General features: G+C 63.2%; 20 protein-coding genes. 14 read left to right on the plus strand and 6 right to left on the minus strand.

Annotated features, from left to right (window positions below):
* Positions 1-128: 128 nt before the first annotated feature.
* The 5 genes from thrS to OEZ49_RS08690 all read left to right on the plus strand — a co-directional run bounded on the left by thrS (position 129) and on the right by OEZ49_RS08690 (position 4,861).
* Positions 129-2,075, plus strand: coding sequence for a threonine--tRNA ligase (thrS, locus tag OEZ49_RS08670; RefSeq protein WP_263387942.1), 1,947 nt, complete (start codon positions 129-131; stop codon positions 2,073-2,075).
* A 221-nt stretch (positions 2,076-2,296) separates the two neighbouring features.
* Complete coding sequence (locus OEZ49_RS08675; RefSeq protein WP_263387943.1) at positions 2,297-2,602, plus strand: BufA1 family periplasmic bufferin-type metallophore; 306 nt, start codon at positions 2,297-2,299, stop codon at positions 2,600-2,602.
* An 81-nt stretch (positions 2,603-2,683) separates the two neighbouring features.
* Complete coding sequence (gene bufB, locus OEZ49_RS08680; RefSeq protein WP_263387944.1) at positions 2,684-3,541, plus strand: MNIO family bufferin maturase; 858 nt, start codon at positions 2,684-2,686, stop codon at positions 3,539-3,541.
* Positions 3,538-4,320, plus strand: coding sequence for an HvfC/BufC N-terminal domain-containing protein (locus OEZ49_RS08685; protein WP_164132440.1), 783 nt, complete (start codon positions 3,538-3,540; stop codon positions 4,318-4,320). The genes bufB and OEZ49_RS08685 overlap by 4 nt, the downstream gene beginning before the upstream one ends.
* Positions 4,295-4,861 carry a DoxX family protein gene (locus tag OEZ49_RS08690; RefSeq protein ID WP_263387945.1) on the plus strand — a complete coding sequence of 189 codons (567 nt, stop codon included), beginning with the start codon at positions 4,295-4,297 and terminating at the stop codon, positions 4,859-4,861. Before OEZ49_RS08685 ends, OEZ49_RS08690 begins: the two co-directional genes overlap by 26 nt.
* Positions 4,862-4,901: 40 nt before the next feature.
* Here OEZ49_RS08690 and OEZ49_RS08695 read toward each other — a convergent pair whose 3' ends face one another.
* Both OEZ49_RS08695 and OEZ49_RS08700 read right to left on the minus strand, forming a co-directional pair.
* Positions 4,902-5,270 (minus strand): hypothetical protein, encoded by a 369-nt coding sequence (locus OEZ49_RS08695; protein WP_263387946.1) that lies wholly within the window; start codon positions 5,268-5,270, stop codon positions 4,902-4,904.
* Positions 5,271-5,314: 44 nt separating this feature from the next.
* The gene (locus OEZ49_RS08700) at positions 5,315-5,632 is read right to left on the minus strand and encodes an arsenate reductase family protein (protein ID WP_164132443.1); all 318 of its coding nucleotides are present in this window, start codon (positions 5,630-5,632) and stop codon (positions 5,315-5,317) included.
* A gap of 215 nt (positions 5,633-5,847) precedes the next feature.
* Here OEZ49_RS08700 and OEZ49_RS08705 point away from each other — a divergent pair, with 215 nt between their 5' ends.
* Positions 5,848-6,054 carry a cold-shock protein gene (locus OEZ49_RS08705; RefSeq protein ID WP_164132444.1) on the plus strand — a complete coding sequence of 69 codons (207 nt, stop codon included), beginning with the start codon at positions 5,848-5,850 and terminating at the stop codon, positions 6,052-6,054.
* A 101-nt stretch (positions 6,055-6,155) separates the two neighbouring features.
* On the opposite strand, the gene thyX is transcribed toward OEZ49_RS08705, so the two are convergent.
* Positions 6,156-7,067, minus strand: coding sequence for an FAD-dependent thymidylate synthase (thyX, locus tag OEZ49_RS08710; protein WP_263387947.1), 912 nt, complete (start codon positions 7,065-7,067; stop codon positions 6,156-6,158).
* A gap of 199 nt (positions 7,068-7,266) precedes the next feature.
* Between thyX and OEZ49_RS08715 the strand changes: the two genes are divergently transcribed.
* The 5 genes from OEZ49_RS08715 to OEZ49_RS08735 all read left to right on the plus strand — a co-directional run bounded on the left by OEZ49_RS08715 (position 7,267) and on the right by OEZ49_RS08735 (position 11,472).
* Positions 7,267-8,187 carry a thymidylate synthase gene (locus tag OEZ49_RS08715; protein ID WP_263387948.1) on the plus strand — a complete coding sequence of 307 codons (921 nt, stop codon included), beginning with the start codon at positions 7,267-7,269 and terminating at the stop codon, positions 8,185-8,187.
* Positions 8,153-9,571, plus strand: coding sequence for a porin family protein (locus OEZ49_RS08720; protein WP_263387949.1), 1,419 nt, complete (start codon positions 8,153-8,155; stop codon positions 9,569-9,571). The genes OEZ49_RS08715 and OEZ49_RS08720 overlap by 35 nt, the downstream gene beginning before the upstream one ends.
* 67 nt (positions 9,572-9,638) lie before the next feature.
* Positions 9,639-10,067: a VOC family protein gene (locus OEZ49_RS08725; RefSeq protein WP_164132448.1), complete on the plus strand. Its 429-nt coding sequence runs from the start codon at positions 9,639-9,641 to the stop codon at positions 10,065-10,067.
* On the plus strand, positions 10,034-10,768 hold the full coding sequence (locus OEZ49_RS08730) for a DUF1194 domain-containing protein (protein WP_397545654.1): 735 nt from the start codon (positions 10,034-10,036) through the stop codon (positions 10,766-10,768). The genes OEZ49_RS08725 and OEZ49_RS08730 overlap by 34 nt, the downstream gene beginning before the upstream one ends.
* Positions 10,765-11,472 carry a DUF1194 domain-containing protein gene (locus OEZ49_RS08735; protein ID WP_263387950.1) on the plus strand — a complete coding sequence of 236 codons (708 nt, stop codon included), beginning with the start codon at positions 10,765-10,767 and terminating at the stop codon, positions 11,470-11,472. The genes OEZ49_RS08730 and OEZ49_RS08735 overlap by 4 nt, the downstream gene beginning before the upstream one ends.
* Before the next feature lie 111 nt (positions 11,473-11,583).
* Here OEZ49_RS08735 and OEZ49_RS08740 read toward each other — a convergent pair whose 3' ends face one another.
* From OEZ49_RS08740 to OEZ49_RS08750, 3 genes are all read right to left on the minus strand, one after another.
* On the minus strand, positions 11,584-12,081 hold the full coding sequence (locus OEZ49_RS08740) for a MarR family winged helix-turn-helix transcriptional regulator (RefSeq protein ID WP_370462863.1): 498 nt from the start codon (positions 12,079-12,081) through the stop codon (positions 11,584-11,586).
* 77 nt (positions 12,082-12,158) lie between these two features.
* Positions 12,159-12,416, minus strand: coding sequence for a succinate dehydrogenase assembly factor 2 (locus OEZ49_RS08745; protein ID WP_164132450.1), 258 nt, complete (start codon positions 12,414-12,416; stop codon positions 12,159-12,161).
* On the minus strand, positions 12,413-12,805 hold the full coding sequence (locus OEZ49_RS08750) for a helix-turn-helix domain-containing protein (RefSeq protein WP_263387951.1): 393 nt from the start codon (positions 12,803-12,805) through the stop codon (positions 12,413-12,415). Before OEZ49_RS08750 ends, OEZ49_RS08745 begins: the two co-directional genes overlap by 4 nt.
* Before the next feature lie 91 nt (positions 12,806-12,896).
* On the opposite strand from OEZ49_RS08750, the gene OEZ49_RS08755 reads away from it, so the two are divergent.
* The 3 genes from OEZ49_RS08755 to OEZ49_RS08765 all read left to right on the plus strand — a co-directional run bounded on the left by OEZ49_RS08755 (position 12,897) and on the right by OEZ49_RS08765 (position 15,964).
* Positions 12,897-14,099, plus strand: coding sequence for a pyridoxal phosphate-dependent aminotransferase (locus OEZ49_RS08755; protein ID WP_263387952.1), 1,203 nt, complete (start codon positions 12,897-12,899; stop codon positions 14,097-14,099).
* A 25-nt stretch (positions 14,100-14,124) separates the two neighbouring features.
* On the plus strand, positions 14,125-14,526 hold the full coding sequence (locus tag OEZ49_RS08760; protein ID WP_164132453.1) for a hypothetical protein: 402 nt from the start codon (positions 14,125-14,127) through the stop codon (positions 14,524-14,526).
* Positions 14,527-14,593: 67 nt separating this feature from the next.
* Positions 14,594-15,964 carry a dipeptidase gene (locus OEZ49_RS08765; protein ID WP_164132454.1) on the plus strand — a complete coding sequence of 457 codons (1,371 nt, stop codon included), beginning with the start codon at positions 14,594-14,596 and terminating at the stop codon, positions 15,962-15,964.
* Positions 15,965-16,011 lie beyond the last annotated feature (47 nt).

Below are 16,011 nucleotides of genomic sequence, written 5' to 3' on the forward strand. Positions count from 1 at the left end.
TTTGGGCACAAACTTTCCCGGAAGGTCTGCTGCCTTGACTTCGTCTGCGGCCCCTGCCAAATCGGGCGGACACCATAACCCGCAACCGGGCGTTCAGTGGGCGCCAAACCGACGAGGAGCCGCCAGATATGGCCCAGATTTCTCTCACTTTTCCCGATGGCAATGCACGATCCTATGACGCAGGTGTAACGCCCGCGCAGGTCGCCGCCGACATCTCCACCTCGCTGGCAAAAAAGGCCATCTCTGCCACCGTCGAAGGCAAGCACTGGGACCTGCAATGGCCGATCGCGGGTGACGCGCAGATCGCCATTCACACCATGGCCGACGAGGCACAGGCCAACGAACTGGTCCGCCACGACCTGGCCCATATCATGGCCCGCGCCGTACAGGAGATCTGGCCTGCCACCAAGGTCACCATCGGCCCCGTCATCGAGAACGGCTGGTATTACGACTTCGACCGTGCCGAACCCTTCACGCCTGAAGATCTCGGCCTGATCGAGAAAAAGATGAAGGAGATCATCAACAAGCGCGAACCCGTGACCACCGAGGTCTGGGAACGCACGCGCGCGATCGAATTCTACAAGGCCAATAACGAACCCTACAAGGTCGAGCTGATCGAGGCCATTCCCGGCACCGAGCCGATCCGTATGTACTGGCACGGCCACTGGCAGGACCTTTGCCGCGGCCCGCACCTGCAACACACCGGCCAGGTCCCCGGCGACGCGTTCAAGCTGATGTCCATCGCCGGTGCGTATTGGCGTGGTGACAGCAATCGCCCGATGCTGCAACGCATCTATGGCGTCGCCTTCACCGGCAAGGAAAAGCTCAAAGCCCACCTGCACATGCTGGAAGAGGCCGCCAAGCGCGACCACCGCAAACTGGGCCGCGAGATGGACCTGTTCCACATGCAGGAAGAGGCCCCCGGCCAGGTGTTCTGGCACCCCAACGGTTGGACCGTCTACACAACGCTGCAGGACTATATGCGCCGCCAGCAGCGCCGCGGCGGCTATGTCGAGGTGAATACGCCACAGGTGGTTGACCGCAAGCTGTGGGTGGCGTCGGGCCATTGGGAGAAGTACCAGGAGAACATGTTCATCGTCGAAGTCGACGAGGAACACGCCCGCGAAAAGGCGGTCAACGCGCTCAAGCCGATGAACTGCCCCTGCCACGTGCAGATCTTCAACCAGGGCCTCAAATCCTATCGCGACTTACCGCTGCGCATGGCCGAATTCGGCTCCTGCAACCGTTATGAACCCTCGGGAGCGTTGCATGGCATCATGCGGGTGCGCGGCTTTACCCAGGATGACGGCCATATCTTCTGCGCCGAGGATCAGATTGAATCCGAAACCGCGGAATTCATCAACTTCCTGTCGATGATCTACAAGGATCTGGGATTCGAGAAATTCTCGGTTAAATTCTCCGACCGACCCGACACCCGAGCCGGCTCCGACGAGGTCTGGGACAAAGCAGAAGCAGCCCTTCTCTCCGCCACCCGCGCTGCCGGGATCGAGCCGGAACTGAACCCGGGCGAAGGTGCCTTCTACGGGCCCAAGCTGGAGTTTGTCCTGACCGATGCCATCGGCCGCGACTGGCAATGCGGCACCCATCAGGTTGACTTCGTGCTGCCCGAGCGGCTGGACGCCACCTATATCGGCGCCGACGGGGCCAAGCATCGCCCGGTCATGTTGCACCGCGCGACGCTGGGCTCGTTCGAGCGGTTCATCGGCATCCTGATCGAGGAACACGCGGGCAAGCTGCCCTTCTGGCTGGCCCCGCGCCAGGTGGTGGTCGCCTCGATCACCTCGGAGGCGGATGACTATGTGAATCAGGTGGTGGCCGAACTGCGCGCCGCAGGCGTCCGGGCCGAGGCCGACACCCGGAATGAAAAGATCAACTACAAGGTCCGCGAGCATTCGGTGGGCAAGGTGCCGGTGATCCTTGCCGTCGGTCAGCGCGAAGTCGAGGAACGCACCGTCAGCGTCCGTCGCCTGGGCGAAAAGGAAACCCGCGTGCAGCCGCTTGCAGATGTTACAAAAGAGCTGGCGCGCGCCGCGACACCGCCCGACCTGCTGTAACAATTCTCACAAATGACGTGCAGGCCAGCCTCCTCACCGGGGGCTGGCCTGTAACATTTCGGGGGTTTGTCAAAAGAATCCCTTTGTTTACGGCGTGACTTGCCCAAGAATTCTGACAGGAATGTGAGACACGGGGTCGTGAATTCAAACCGAGCACCGACGACACTACCTTTGACTTGTCCAAGACGAAAACATCACACGATCATGAAGGGATGAACGAGATGTCGAACACCACCAAGACCCTGGCCATCGCGGGCGCCGTAGCTGCCGCGCTTTCCGCAGCCACTGTCACCACTGCCAGCGCCCAAGCCAAGGAAAAGTGCTATGGCGTATCGCTGGCCGGCAAGAACGACTGCGCCGCAGGCCCCGGCACCACCTGCGCCGGCACTTCGACCGTGGATTACCAGGGCAATGCCTGGACGCTGGTCGACGCTGGCACCTGCGCGACGATCGAACTGCCCGCACAGGCCGATGGCTCGGCACGCAAAGGCTCGCTCGAAGCGCTGGCCCGCGACCTGCCCGCATAAGGCCCGACACCTTCAGGGGGCGGGCCGCCCACCGGCCCGCCACTTTTCCTACCCCGCCGGGATTGCCGAAAGGACGATGTCATGCTGGATGCTTCCCGCGCCCCAAACGACCTGCCGTCCGTACCCGGCGTCGGCTACAAGCCACAGCATTTCGCCGAGATCCTCGATGCGCCCGGTCCGGTCGGCTGGCTGGAAATCCATGCCGAGAACTACATGGGCGACGGCGGCCGCCCGCTGGCGCAGCTGCGCCACCTGTCCGAGCGGTTCCCGGTCTCGTTGCATGGTGTCGGCCTGTCCATCGGTGGCGCGGGTCCGCTCGACCCTGATCACCTGGCCCGGCTGAAACACCTCGTAAGCTGGCTGAACCCGGCCAGTTTCTCGGAACATCTGGCCTGGTCCACCCATGAAAGCCATTTTCTCAATGACCTGCTGCCGCTGCCCTATACCGATGCCACGCTGACCCGCGTCTGCGATCACATCGACCAGGTGCAGGACGTGGTTGGCCGCCGGATGCTGCTGGAAAACCCCTCCTCCTACCTCGCCTTTGCCGAAAGCACCTGGTCCGAGCCCGATTTCCTGCGGGAAATCTCCCGGCGCACCGGCTGCGGATTGCTCCTCGACGTCAACAACGTCTTTGTCTCGGCCACCAATCTCGATTTTTCACCGCAGGGCTATATCGACGCCTATCCGCTGGAAAAAGTGGGCGAAATTCACCTGGGCGGCCATGACGAGGATCATGACGACCACGGTCGCCCGCTCTTGATCGACAGCCACGGGCGCGAGGTGGTGGACCCGGTCTGGTCCCTGCTCGATTTCGTGCTCGACCGGTCAGGCCCGAAACCGATCCTGATCGAGTGGGACACCGACGTGCCCGACTGGCACGTTCTGCGGGCCGAGGCCGCGCGCGCCCAAACCGCGCTGGAGCGCTTACCGGCATGACCGTGACACAGGATGATTTCCATGCCGCTCTGCTCGATCCGGGCCGAGCGATCCCGGAGGGTCTGTGCGACGCCGACGCGCATCCGGCAGGCCGCCGGTTCAACGTCTACCGCAACAATGTCGCTGTGTCGCTGACCGAGGCGATGCACCAGGCCTTTCCGGTCATCGCCAAGCTGCTGGGCGCGCAGAACATGGACGGGCTCGCGGGACTCTTCCTTCGGCGCCATCCGCCGTCGACGCCGCTGATGATGTTCTACGGCGAGGCGTTTCCCGACTTCCTCGCCGGGATGGAACAGCTGTCGCACCTGGGCTACCTGCCCGATGTGGCGCGGCTCGAACTGGCGATACGCCAGTCCTACCATGCCGCCGACAGCACCCCGCTCGACCCAAAGGCGCTGTCCATCGACCCCGAGGCGCTGATGTCCGCGCGGCTGGACTTCGCCCCGGCCATGCGGCTGATCCGGTCGCCCTGGCCGATTCATGCGATCTGGCGGTTCAATACCGAGGACGGCGCGCCGAAGCCGCAACCGGGCGGTCAGGATGTGTTGATCACCCGGCCCGAATACGACCCGATCCCACAGCCGCTGCCCCCCGGCGGCGGCGACTGGATCGAAGCCCTGCAAGCCGGTGCGACCATCGGCGCGGCCTATGAAGCCGCCGCCGAAACGACACCCGATTTCGACCTGGGCGCCACATTGGCCCTGCTCCTCCAGGGGGGCGCCCTCACCTCACTCACAGAGGAAGGACAAGAGCATGAACCCACTCGTCTCGATCCATGACAAGGTCTTTGGCCTTGTCGAAACCGCCGGAACCTGGCTCTTGCCGCTGCTGGCCCGGTTCACCTTTGCCGCTGTGCTGCTGATCTATTACTGGAACTCGGGCCTGACCAAGCTCGGCGATGGCATCCTTGGCCTGTTCAGCCCCTCGATCGGCGCCTACAGCCAGATCTTTCCCAAACAGCTGGAGGCGGTCGGCTATGACGTTTCGCAACTGAGCCTGTACCACTGGGCTGTGGTCATGGCGGGCACCTATGCCGAATTCATCCTGCCGCTGCTGATCGTGATCGGCCTCTTCACCCGGCTGGCCGCCCTCGGCATGATCGGCTTTGTGGTGGTGCAGTCGCTGACCGATGTCTACGGCCACGGCGCCACCGATCTGGCCACGCTGGGCGCCTGGTTCGACAACCAGTCCGGCAGCGTGATCATGGACCAGCGCCTGTTCTGGGTGTTCACCCTTGGTATCCTGGTGATCCGGGGCGCGGGCGCCCTGTCGGTCGACGCGCTGCTGCGCAACCGCGCCCAAAGCGCCGCCATGGCCTGACCCGCAAGGATCGGCCCGCGCATTGCGGGCCCTTCCCTGCTCAGAAATGCGCCTTTTCCTCGTCCGGCTTGCCAGCTGCCACCGCCAGAACACCGGCCACCCCGGCAAAGGCGATGGGGAACATCGTGAACACGTTGAAGCCAAAGGCATGGTACATGCCCGCCGCCGAGATCATCAGCAGCACACCGCCCCACAAGGCCCGCGCTCGCGCCATCGCGCCGCCCGCAATCGCCAGCATCGGGGCAATGACCGAAGTCATCTGCACCAGATCGGTATTGCCGACCTGCTCGGCCACGCCCTCGATCTCGCCGAAATACTCCACCGCCTCGACATAGCCAAAGCTGACAAAGCCGACGAGCATACCGATCAAACCGGCAATGATACCAAGGACAAGCGCCGCATTGCGCATTGGGTGACCTCCAATTCAGATTCCGGGTTCACATAGGCCCCCATTCAGTCCACGCCAAGGGCGCGCCGGGTGTCAGGGGTCCAACCCAGGTAAAATTCCCCCCCGGCCTCGATCAGCGGCCGCTTCATCAACGCCGGGTGTCCGGCGATAAGGTCCAGCGGGTCGCGCGCCCTCTCTGCCTCGTCCAGCCCCCGCCATGTGGTCGAACGGGTGTTGAGCAGAGCTGCGCCGAATTCCGCCCATGCGCGTGCCAGAACCTCCTTGCCGATCCCATCGTCGCGAACATCGACCAGACGCGCATTCGGCAATGCTTTCAGAGCCTTGCGGCACGTGTCACAGTTCTTCAACCCGTAGATCAGCATAAAACCTCCATCCTTTCCGCCCAAATATCGTGCAAAATGAACCGGGCACAGTCCCTTTTTCTTGATTTTTGGCGGCACCGTGCAATCTTGAGGCCGGATCCGGTGTTTACCACCCTCTGACCCGGCACAAGGGAAAGAGCCCGGTCGCCACCGGCCACCCGCCCATGGCCCCGCATATTCGGGGACGATTTGAATGTCAGAAGGAGACACGGGACATGCCTACCGGCACCGTGAAATGGTTTAACGCAACTAAAGGTTATGGGTTTATTGCCCCCGACGGCGGCGGCAAGGATGTTTTTGTCCACATTTCGGCTGTCGAGCGGTCCGGTTTGACCGGTCTGGCCGACAATCAGAAAGTGTCGTTCGAGTTGCAAGACGGCCGCGACGGCCGTCAGATGGCCGCCGACATCAAGCCGTTGTAAATCCACGGCAGAACCACGTCAGGGGTTCGGCGGCCAGCGGCCGCCGGACTGTTGTTATGTCCTAAAACCCGGCTGGACCGTGTCAACCGGTCGCTCCGCTATCACGACCGGCCGATGACGTCCTGGAACTCGCGCCATTCGCGCGCCGACAGGCCCGAGTTCTCCTGCGTGACCGTTTCACCCGCCAGCATCCGGCGCAGGTTGTCGACCATCTGCGCCGACAGGTTAACCGCGCCCAGCCGGTAATCCTCGAACGCCTTGTAGGCGAAAGGCACCCAGTCGGCGACGATCCGGCACATGGTTTCGGCATAGACCCGGATCTCGTACTGGGCATGCGCGTCGGCACGCAGCCGCAGGAAATGAAACAGGTTGTGCAGATCCACCTTCCAGTACCACTGGGTATAGATATTCGCCGGCAGGTTCATCCGCGCCAGTTCGCGCGCCAGCCCCTGCTGGCCCTCCTGCCCGATCATCGCCTCGTAATTGTCATAGCAGCGGGCGCTGTCGGCCTTGAGGATTTCCAGAACCCGCGCCGCCTCGGCGCCTTCCAGCGTGTCGCCACGCCCCTGATTGTTGACCGCCGATTGCGCCGCCACATGTTCGGGCGCTGGGATATAGAACTCGCGGTCCAGGATCGAATAGCGCGCCGAATACTCGTTCACATTCGCGGTCCGGTGCCGGATCCACTGCCGCGCGACAAACACCGGCAGCTTCACATGCAGCTTGATTTCGCACATCTCGAACGGGGTCGAATGCCAATGCCGCATCAGATAGCGGATCAGCCCCTCGTCGTTCTGCACCGATTTGGTGCCCTTGCCATAGCTGACTCGCGCCGCCTGACAGATCGCCGCATCGTCACCCATATAGTCGATCACCCGAACAAAACCGTGGTCCAGCACCGGGTGCGCGGTATAGAGGTGCTCTTCCATGCCCGGCGAAACCACCCGCCGCGTCGTCGCTGTCTGCGCCCGCTGGGCATCGATCTCGGCCAATTGCTCAGGCGTTAGCGGCATCGGGGGTCCTTTCACTAGATGAGTCGCCACAATACTATATCTTGCATTAATAGCCACCGAAACCGCGACATAAGGTATGGCTTTTTGGGCACCCTCCGGGGGCAAACCCAAGCCCTGCACTCGAACCATTTGACTTTCCACAACCAAAGCCAGACTATGGCTGAAAAATCTCTCTAACAAAGAGCAGAGGCAGGCAGTGATGAGACCCTATTTCGTTGCACTGGCAACGTTCGTTGTGTTGTCCGCATGTGGCGGATCGGATGCCGTTTTTGGAACGAACCCGGGTGATGGCGGTGGCGGAGAAAACCCGACGAACCCTATAGTTCCGGAACCAATCGCTGGAAGCATTACCAGCATAGCCTACGATCCGGACGCCCAGACTCTTGTTGTTCGGGGAACGGGTCTCGACGATGTGGAATTCACCGATGTTTACGCCCGCAAGCCATCGCTGGATAGGCCTGGCTACGATGCCTATGCCGCACAGGATGGCTCACTGACCCGCCACTTCACCGCCTTCGTGCGCGAAATCGACGGCGTATATGGCGCTGTGATCGGCAGCGGTGTTCAGTTCAATACCGTCATTCAGGGTACGCAATTCGGGCGTGACGGGATTTATGTAGCGCCAACCACACTCCCCAACGGCGGCGTGGTCACCTATGCTGGCAATTACATTGGCGTCGTGAACGGAAATGGCAGCGCCGAGGACCTGCTGCCGGTAACGCCCGGCACCGACCCTTCGGTTCTTCCCGGACAGGTCGCCGAAGTTACCGGAGACATCCTGATCAACGCAGGTTTCGGCGACACCCAAAACCAGGTGGACGGAATTATCTACAACCGCCGGATCATAGACTTTGATCAAGAGATACAGGACCTTTCTCTACGTCCGACCGAAATTACCGCAAATGGCGGCTTTGAGGGCACAGTGATGACCCCCGATCTCCGGGATGTCGGAGAATATGCCGGTCTCTTCAGCAGCCAGGGCGCGACGGCCGTTGCAGGCGCGATCCATGCCGAGGATCACATCGACGCATACGACAACGAAATCGAATACGGCACGTTCGTCCTAGGTGTCTGCGGTGGCGCGAATGCCGATCCGATTTGTACTCAACCGCGCCCGTAAACCGGTGGCGGCGGCTTTTTTCGCCTGCCTGTCCACACAATTCGTGTCAGCCGCCGAGCCGGAAACGGTTCAGCGGCTTACGCTCGACGAGGCCTTGCAAATCACCGTCCGGGCCTTGCGGAACGATAAGCCAACGCTGGCCCTCCAGATGTCAGAAGGATTGCTCGCAGCCGATCCTAAAAACCCCCTGCTGCACTATCTACAGGCCAACGCTTACGTACAGTTGCAGCAGCCCGATGCTGCCCGGCGCGCCGCTGCGCGGGCCTATCGGTATTCCGAAGACCACGCCGACAAATTTCGTGCAGCGCAGATGGCCGCCCGTACCGCATTGGATGCGGGTCAACCGACCCGTGCGCAATACTGGTTGCGCCTGACAGCGTTGCACTCGCCGGATGATAAGGCGGATCGACTGATTGCCCGCGACTATGGCGTTCTGCGCCGGATCAACCCCTGGTCATTCCGTCTTCGGACCGAGTTGCGACCCTCCGACAACGTGAACAACGGGGCCGACAGTGCCCGCCAGATCATCGATGGCGAACCAGTCATCGGTGCGCTCAGCCCCTCCGCTCAGGCGTTATCAGGAACCATCGGCGTCATTGACCTGACCAGCGCGTACCGGTTCCATCGCTCGGAAACGACAGAAACCTCGGCCGCGGGGCGACTGTATGTACAGCGCGTTGCGCTCTCTTCCGAAGCAAAAGCCGCAGCCCCTGGGCTCAGCAACTCGGATCTGGCCACCACCTATGGCGAGATCGGGCTGAAACACGGGTTCAAGACGGGGTCCGGCATTGCTCTTGTCCAGGCAGTTTGGGGAACAAGCTGGGCCGCCGGGGAACGCAGTTACAACCTCGCACGGGTCGAAGCATCGCATAGCCTTGCTCTCAGCAAGGGACGGCTGACTTTGGGTGCGCTGGTCGAGACCCGGTTTTCAGCGCGTTACCCGACACAAGAGGCCGATATCCTCGGGCTCAGCGCGCTCTATACCCAACTCTTGCAGAATGGCGACCGGATCACATTCAGCCTCGCCTGGCGCAACACTGATGCCAAATCGCCCAACGGAACGTTTCGCGCTGGATCGGCCCGTATCAACTATGACTTCGGAAAATCGCTGGGCCCGGTGCGGATAAATGCAGGACTCACCGTGGGTCGGACGGATTACCCCACATATATTCTGTTCCTGCCGTCGTTGAACGCCTTCGGACCGGTTCAGAATGGCCGGAAAGAGCACTCCATTTACGGTGACCTGAACCTGATCTTCGACCAATACGACGTCGCCGGGTTCGCGCCGGTGCTCCGACTGCGGAGTGGACGGAAGGACTCCAACATCTCTCGTTTCGACATTCGCGAAACTTCGATATCGATCGGCATCGAGTCCAAGTTCTGATCGCGCCCTCGACATCGCCGCTAACTGCGCTAGGCTCCGACCCGGAACAATCTGAGGATCGCACGCGATGGCGCTGAAATATCTCCATGTCATGGTCCGGGTGAAGGACCTTGAGAAATCCATGGCATTTTACGAACTGCTCGGCCTGCGCGAAATCCGCCGTTACGAGAGCGAGCAGGGCCGGTTCACGCTGGTCTACCTGGCCGCGCCGGGGCAGGACGAGACGCCGCTGGAACTGACGTACAACTGGGATGGCGACGAGGGGCTGCCTTCGGACAGCCGTCATTTCGGCCACCTCGCCTATGGTGTCGACAACATCTACGAGACATGCGCCATGCTGCAAGAGAACGGGGTCACCATCAACCGGCCGCCGCGCGACGGGCGCATGGCATTTGTCCGCTCGCCCGACAACATCTCGATCGAGCTGTTGCAGAACGGCGAGGCGCTGGCACCGGCAGAGCCTTGGGCCAGCATGGAAAGCACCGGCCACTGGTGACCGGGGCGGCGCGGGCGGCGCTCTGCGTCGCGATCCTGCCGTGGTTTCCTGGTGCGGCGGCGGCGTCCGAGTGTCGGCTTGCCCTGGCGCTGGCGCTCGATGTCTCGCGCTCGGTCGATGCGCGTGAACACGCGCTTCAGCGCGGCGGCCTGATCGCCGCGCTCCGCGCCCCCGAGGTGCGCCGCGCCTTTTTTGCCGTACCCCTGCCCGTGGCTCTGGCCGTCTATGAATGGAGCGGCCCGACAGAGCAGCACCTGTTGCTGGACTGGGTCCTGATCCGGGCCCCCGGCGATCTGGACGGGGTGGCAGACCGGCTCGCCCGCGCCCCCCGCAACGGCACCGAGGCGCCTACCGCCATGGGGCAGGCCCTGCTCTATGGCGCGGCGCTGATGGCGCGCGGCCCGGACTGCCTGTTTCGCACCATCGACATCTCGGGCGATGGCGAGAACAACGAAGGCCCGGGTCCGCAAGATGTCTATGCCCTGCCGGGTTTCGACGCAATTACGGTCAATGGCCTACCGATCAATGGCGCGGAATACGAGACCGAGATCCAGCTCATTCCCTGGTTCCTGGACAATGTGCGGCACGGTCCGGGCGCCTTTATCGAGGTGGCCCAGGGGTTTGCCGATTTCGAACGCGCCATGGCCGCCAAGCTCGAACGCGAGCTGTCGGGCCTGGTGATCGGCACGGTTCTGCCATGATCCGGCTGTTCGCCTGCCTTCTCTACCTGAGCGCCGCGCCGCTTCAAGCCGCCTGCCGGCAGGCCCTCGTCCTTGGGCTGGACGTATCCGGCTCGGTCGACGCCACCGAGTACCGCCTGCAACTCGACGGGCTGGCAGCGGCGCTCCTGGCGCCCGAGGTGCAGCAAAGGCTCCTGGCCATGCCCTCGGCGCCGCTGCGGCTCGCGGTCTTTGAATGGAGCGAGCCGGGGCATCAGCGCCTGATCCTCGCCTGGCGAGAGGTCCACACCGCCGCGGATATCGCCGCGATCGCCGCCCAGCTCACCCAAATCCGCCGCGCCCCCGCGCCGCCTGGCACCGCCATCGGCCCCGCCATGGCGCATGGCGCGGCTTTGCTGGGGCAACAGGCCGACTGCTGGAAACGCACGCTCGATCTGTCGGGCGATGGCAAACACAACATGGGTCCACACCCCCGCGACATGCGCGCGACCCTGTCACACAGGGGGATCACCATCAACGGGCTGGTGATCGGGGCCGACAGCACCACCGCAACCGACCGCCGCCAGGTGCAGATCGGTGAATTGTCCGCCTATTACCGCGCCTGGGTGCTGACCGGACCCGATGCCTTTGTCGAGGTTGCCCTGGGATACGACGACTATCAGCGCGCGATGGAGCGCAAACTGCTGCGCGAACTCGAAGGGCTGGTCCTGTCCGCCCTGCCCTGAGCCCGCGCAACTGCGCCCCGTCCCCGGCGGCACCTGGTACAACAAACGCCCCTTGCCGGGGCGGCACCTGCCACGCCTGCCCCGGCCTGCTCGCCCTTTCGGTATAGCCGCTCAATAGATGTAGCGGATCTGGTCGGTCCAATAGCGTTCGACCCGCTTCAACGCGCTGGTGATCTCCATCACCCCTTCGGGCCCCAGCACGCCGCGCCCCTGCAACCCTTCGGCATGGCGCTGGAACAGATCGGTGACCACATCCCTGATGTCGCGCCCCTTCTGGGTCAGCCGCACCCGCACCGAGCGCCTGTCGATCTCGCAGCGCTGATGATGCATATAGCCCATGTCGACCAGCTTCTTCAGGTTATAGCTCACGTTGCTGCCCTGATAGTAGCCGCGGCTCTTCAACTCGCCCGCCGTCACCTCGTTGTCGCCGATGTTGAACAACAACAGCGCCTGCACGGCGTTGATCTCCAGCACGCCGACCCGCTCGAACTCATCCTTGATCACGTCCAGCAGCAACCGGTGCAGACGCTCGACCAGCGACAGTGCCTCCAGATAGCCCGACATAAAGCTTTTGCCGCCGGCCGTCGCAACCTGCATTTCCATACTCATCCGTCTCTCCGACTCGCCCATGCCTGCAAGACACTCTGGGCAGAAAAGCCAAAGATTCAGTTAAGTCGGAATCTGTGTTATTTTTGAAACGTTTGCGAGATATCCTGGATCAGATCGCCAAACCGCTCAGGCGCCGGGACCTGCCCGGTGACCCATTGGTACAGGTCCTGGTCGTTTTCGTGCAGCAGCGCGTCATAGAGATCCAGCGCCGCGACATCCATACCGGCCAGATTACGTTCGGCATAGGCCGACAGGATCAGGTCCATTTCCTTGATCCCGCGCCGCATCGACCGCATCTGCATCCGCTTGATGCGGTTTTCCCGGGTTTCGTTCACGCGTCAACCTCCATCCTCCGGCGCACCGCCTTTTCCAGCTTGGCCACCCGCCCGGCCGAGGCCTGCAACAGCGTGCGCAGCTCGCGCAGCTCCGACAGCCACGCCGCCATATCACGGTTGCTGTCGTCTTCCCCGTCGGTCATCTCCGTCCCCTGGCCTTCGCCAGTGATCAGCCACATGATCGACACGTTCAGCATTCCCGCCACCATTTGCAAGCGGTTGGCGCGCGGTTCGGACAAATCCTCTTCCCAGCTCGCGATAGTCGACTTTTTCACCCCCAGCCTGCGGGCCAGTTGCGCCTGTGTCATGTCCGCCGCTTCGCGCGCTGCCGCCAAGCGGTCGCCAAAGGTTGCCGAGTCCTGTCCGTAATAGTCGGTCATGTCGCTCATCGTCCTGGTCCTTCCGGGTCTGCATACGGCTTGATCGCCGCTCGGGCGCACCCTATGACAGTCGCGCCCAACATTCAAACCGAGGCCGCCCATGAGTTTCCTGTCTGCGACATTGTCCCGCGTCAAACCCTCGCCCACCGTCGCGATGACCGCCAAGGCGGCCGAGCTCAAGGCCGCAGGCCGCGACATCATCGGCCTCAGCGCGGGCGAGCCCGATTTCGACACCCCGCAGAACATCAAGGACGCCGCCGTCGCCGCCATCGCCGCGGGCAAGACCAAATACACCGCCCCCGACGGCATCATCGAGCTGAAACAGGCGGTCTGCGCCAAGATGAAACGTGACCACGGGCTGGAATACACGCCCGCGCAGGTCTCGGTCGGCACGGGCGGGAAACAGACGCTCTACAACGCCTTCATGGCGACGCTCAATCCGGGAGACGAGGTGATCATCCCCGCGCCCTACTGGGTCAGCTACCCCGACATGGTGCTGCTCGCGGGTGGCACGCCCGTGGTGGTCGAAACCTCGCTCGACACGCGGTTCAAGCTGACCGCCGAACAGCTGGACTCGGCGATCACGCCCAACACCAAATGGTTCATCTTCAACTCGCCCTCGAACCCCACCGGCGCGGGCTACAGCCGGGCCGAGCTCAAGGCCCTGACCGACGTATTGATGCGGCACCCGCATGTCTGGGTGATGACCGACGACATGTACGAACATCTGGCCTATGACGGGTTCGAATTCTGCACCCCCGCGCAGGTCGAACCGGGGCTCTACCCCCGCACGCTCACCTGCAATGGCGTGTCCAAGGCCTATGCCATGACCGGCTGGCGCATCGGCTATGCCGCGGGTCCGGTGGAACTGATCACCGCCATGCGCAAGGTCCAGTCGCAGTCCACCTCGAATCCCTGCACCATCAGCCAATGGGCGGCGGTCGAGGCGCTCAATGGCACGCAAGAATTCCTGGCCCCGAACGCCGCGCTGTTCAAACGCCGCCGCGACCTGGTGATCTCGATGCTGAACGCGGTCGACGGCATCGACTGCCCGACGCCCGAGGGCGCCTTCTATGTCTATCCCTCGATCGCCGGGCTGATTGGCAAGACGACCCCCGCCGGCACCCTGATCGACAGTGATGAAACCTTCTGCACCGCCCTGCTGGAAAAGGCCGACGTGGCCGTCGTCTTTGGCGCCGCCTTCGGGCTTTCGCCGAACTTCCGGGTCAGCTACGCTGCCTCGGACGCGGCCCTGACCGAGGCCTGCACCCGCATCCAGCGCTTCTGCGCGTCGTTGGTCTGAACGCTAAACGAAGGAGAGGCCGCGCATGGGCGCCGAGCTGCCAGACTATTACTTCCGGATCCGCGAGAACGGCGCCTTTGTCTTTCGCGTGGACACCGAGAACCGCCAGCGCCGGATCGAGATGGACCAGATCGCCATGGTCAACATCAAGAATGGCGAGGTGAAACCCCATGGCGGCCGCGACCTCACGCCCGAGGACATGAAGGCCATCAAACGCTGGATGACTGAACGGACCGAGCTGCTGGCCCGTCGCGACATCGACGATATCCTGCGGGCGGTGGACTACCTCAACCTGACGACCCACTGGGTTCAGTCCAAGGCCAGCGACGCGCAACTGGAAGAGGTCACCGACTCGCTGCTTCTGGCCATGCACGATCTGCGCTCCGTCCTGGTGCGCAAGAAGGCCGACCGCCTGACCAAGGGCTAAGCCCGGCCCTTGCCAGCCCCCACGATTGCCGTACTGTCCCCACAAGGCTTGTTGGAGGAGACAGGACATGGGCTGGCAGGACTATCTCGACACGAACCAAACCCGCTTCGAGCAGGAGCTTCTGGATTTCGTCGCCATCCCCTCGGTCTCGGCCAAGCCCGACCATATGCCGGATGTCGAACGCGCCGCCCAATGGGTCGCCGCGCGCCTGGACAAGGCGGGGATCGAGAACACCGCGGTTCTGCCCACCACCGGCCACCCGGCGGTTTACGGCGACTGGCTGCATGCCGGGGCGGACAAGCCCACGGTGCTGATCTACGGCCATTTCGACGTGCAGCCTGCCGAGCCCTTCGACCTCTGGCTGAGCCCGCCCTTCCAGCCCGAGATCCGCGACGGCCGCGTCTGGGGACGCGGCGCCTCGGACGACAAGGGCGGCATGTTCATCCCCATCCTCGCCACCGAGGCGCTGCTCGCCACCACCGGCCGCCTGCCCGTCAACGTCAAGTTCCTGTTCGAAGGGCAGGAGGAAATCGGCTCGCCCGACATGCCGCCCTTCATCGCCGCCCAGGCGCGACGGCTCTCCTGCGACATGATCTTTTCCGCCGACGGCCTGCAATGGACAGCGGACGAGGCGCAGCTGGTGATGGGGCTCAAGGGGCTGGTCGGCGTCGAGTTGATCGTCGAGGGCGCGCAGGCGGATCAGCATTCCGGCTTGCACGGCGGCGGCATCAACAACCCGCTGATGGCGCTCAGCCAGATCCTCGCCTCGATGAAGGACGCACAGACCGGCCGGATCACCATCGACGGCTTCTATGACGATGTGGTCGAGCTGACGGTGGAAGACAAAGAGGACATCGCCCGCGTCCCCTTTGACGAGGCAGAGTATTGCGCCGAACTGGGCGTGACAGAGGCGTTTGGCGAGGAAGGCTACACCGTGCGCGAACGGCTCTGGGCCCGGCCCACGCTGGAGCTGAACGGGCTGACCGGCGGCTACCAGGGCGCTGGCAGCAAGACGGTCCTGCCCGCCCGCGCCAGCGCCAAGATCACCTGCCGTCTGGTCGCCAACCAGCGCCCAGAGCGCATCGCCGAGCTGATCGCCGCTCATGTCGCGGCCCACACACCGCCCGGTGTGACGGCCCGCATCGAGCATCTGGCAGGCGATGCCGACCCCTTTCTCGTGCCCCGCGGCCATAATGCCACCCAGGCGGCGGGCGAGGTGCTGCGCGAGGTCTATGGCGCCGATCCCTATGTCACCCGCGTCGGCGGCTCGATCCCGATCATGACGCTGTTCCTGCGCGCGCTTGGCGTACATGGGGTCATGTTCGGCTTTTCCATCGCCGACGAGAACCTGCACGCCCCCAACGAGTTCTTCCGCCTGGAGAATTTCCGCCGCGGCCAGACCGCCTATTGCCGCCTGCTGGAACGGCTGGGCCGGTAGCGCAACCAGAATTTTGAAAAAATGTTCTGTGCCATTCTCTTGCCAAG

It is taken from the genome of Ruegeria marisflavi, from assembly GCF_025673445.1.
Classification (GTDB): domain Bacteria; phylum Pseudomonadota; class Alphaproteobacteria; order Rhodobacterales; family Rhodobacteraceae; genus Ruegeria_B; species Ruegeria_B marisflavi.

Excerpts from the sequence above, each read along its gene's own strand:
- OEZ49_RS08740 (WP_370462863.1), bottom strand. The coding sequence starts at position 12,081 with ATGAGTATGGAAATGCAGGTTGCGACGGCCGGCGGCAAAAGCTTTATG.
- OEZ49_RS08725 (WP_164132448.1), top strand. The coding sequence starts at position 9,639 with ATGGCGCTGAAATATCTCCATGTCATGGTCCGGGTGAAGGACCTTGAG.
- OEZ49_RS08755 (WP_263387952.1), top strand. The coding sequence starts at position 12,897 with ATGAGTTTCCTGTCTGCGACATTGTCCCGCGTCAAACCCTCGCCCACC.
- OEZ49_RS08685 (WP_164132440.1), top strand. The coding sequence starts at position 3,538 with ATGACCGTGACACAGGATGATTTCCATGCCGCTCTGCTCGATCCGGGC.
- OEZ49_RS08700 (WP_164132443.1), bottom strand. The coding sequence starts at position 5,632 with ATGCTGATCTACGGGTTGAAGAACTGTGACACGTGCCGCAAGGCTCTG.
- thrS (WP_263387942.1), top strand. The coding sequence starts at position 129 with ATGGCCCAGATTTCTCTCACTTTTCCCGATGGCAATGCACGATCCTAT.
- bufB (WP_263387944.1), top strand. The coding sequence starts at position 2,684 with ATGCTGGATGCTTCCCGCGCCCCAAACGACCTGCCGTCCGTACCCGGC.
- OEZ49_RS08760 (WP_164132453.1), top strand. The coding sequence starts at position 14,125 with ATGGGCGCCGAGCTGCCAGACTATTACTTCCGGATCCGCGAGAACGGC.
- OEZ49_RS08735 (WP_263387950.1), top strand. The coding sequence starts at position 10,765 with ATGATCCGGCTGTTCGCCTGCCTTCTCTACCTGAGCGCCGCGCCGCTT.
- OEZ49_RS08750 (WP_263387951.1), bottom strand. The coding sequence starts at position 12,805 with ATGAGCGACATGACCGACTATTACGGACAGGACTCGGCAACCTTTGGC.
- thyX (WP_263387947.1), bottom strand. The coding sequence starts at position 7,067 with ATGCCGCTAACGCCTGAGCAATTGGCCGAGATCGATGCCCAGCGGGCG.
- OEZ49_RS08705 (WP_164132444.1), top strand. The coding sequence starts at position 5,848 with ATGCCTACCGGCACCGTGAAATGGTTTAACGCAACTAAAGGTTATGGG.
- OEZ49_RS08715 (WP_263387948.1), top strand. The coding sequence starts at position 7,267 with ATGAGACCCTATTTCGTTGCACTGGCAACGTTCGTTGTGTTGTCCGCA.
- OEZ49_RS08690 (WP_263387945.1), top strand. The coding sequence starts at position 4,295 with ATGAACCCACTCGTCTCGATCCATGACAAGGTCTTTGGCCTTGTCGAA.
- OEZ49_RS08765 (WP_164132454.1), top strand. The coding sequence starts at position 14,594 with ATGGGCTGGCAGGACTATCTCGACACGAACCAAACCCGCTTCGAGCAG.
- OEZ49_RS08720 (WP_263387949.1), top strand. The coding sequence starts at position 8,153 with ATGCCGATCCGATTTGTACTCAACCGCGCCCGTAAACCGGTGGCGGCG.
- OEZ49_RS08695 (WP_263387946.1), bottom strand. The coding sequence starts at position 5,270 with ATGCGCAATGCGGCGCTTGTCCTTGGTATCATTGCCGGTTTGATCGGT.
- OEZ49_RS08675 (WP_263387943.1), top strand. The coding sequence starts at position 2,297 with ATGTCGAACACCACCAAGACCCTGGCCATCGCGGGCGCCGTAGCTGCC.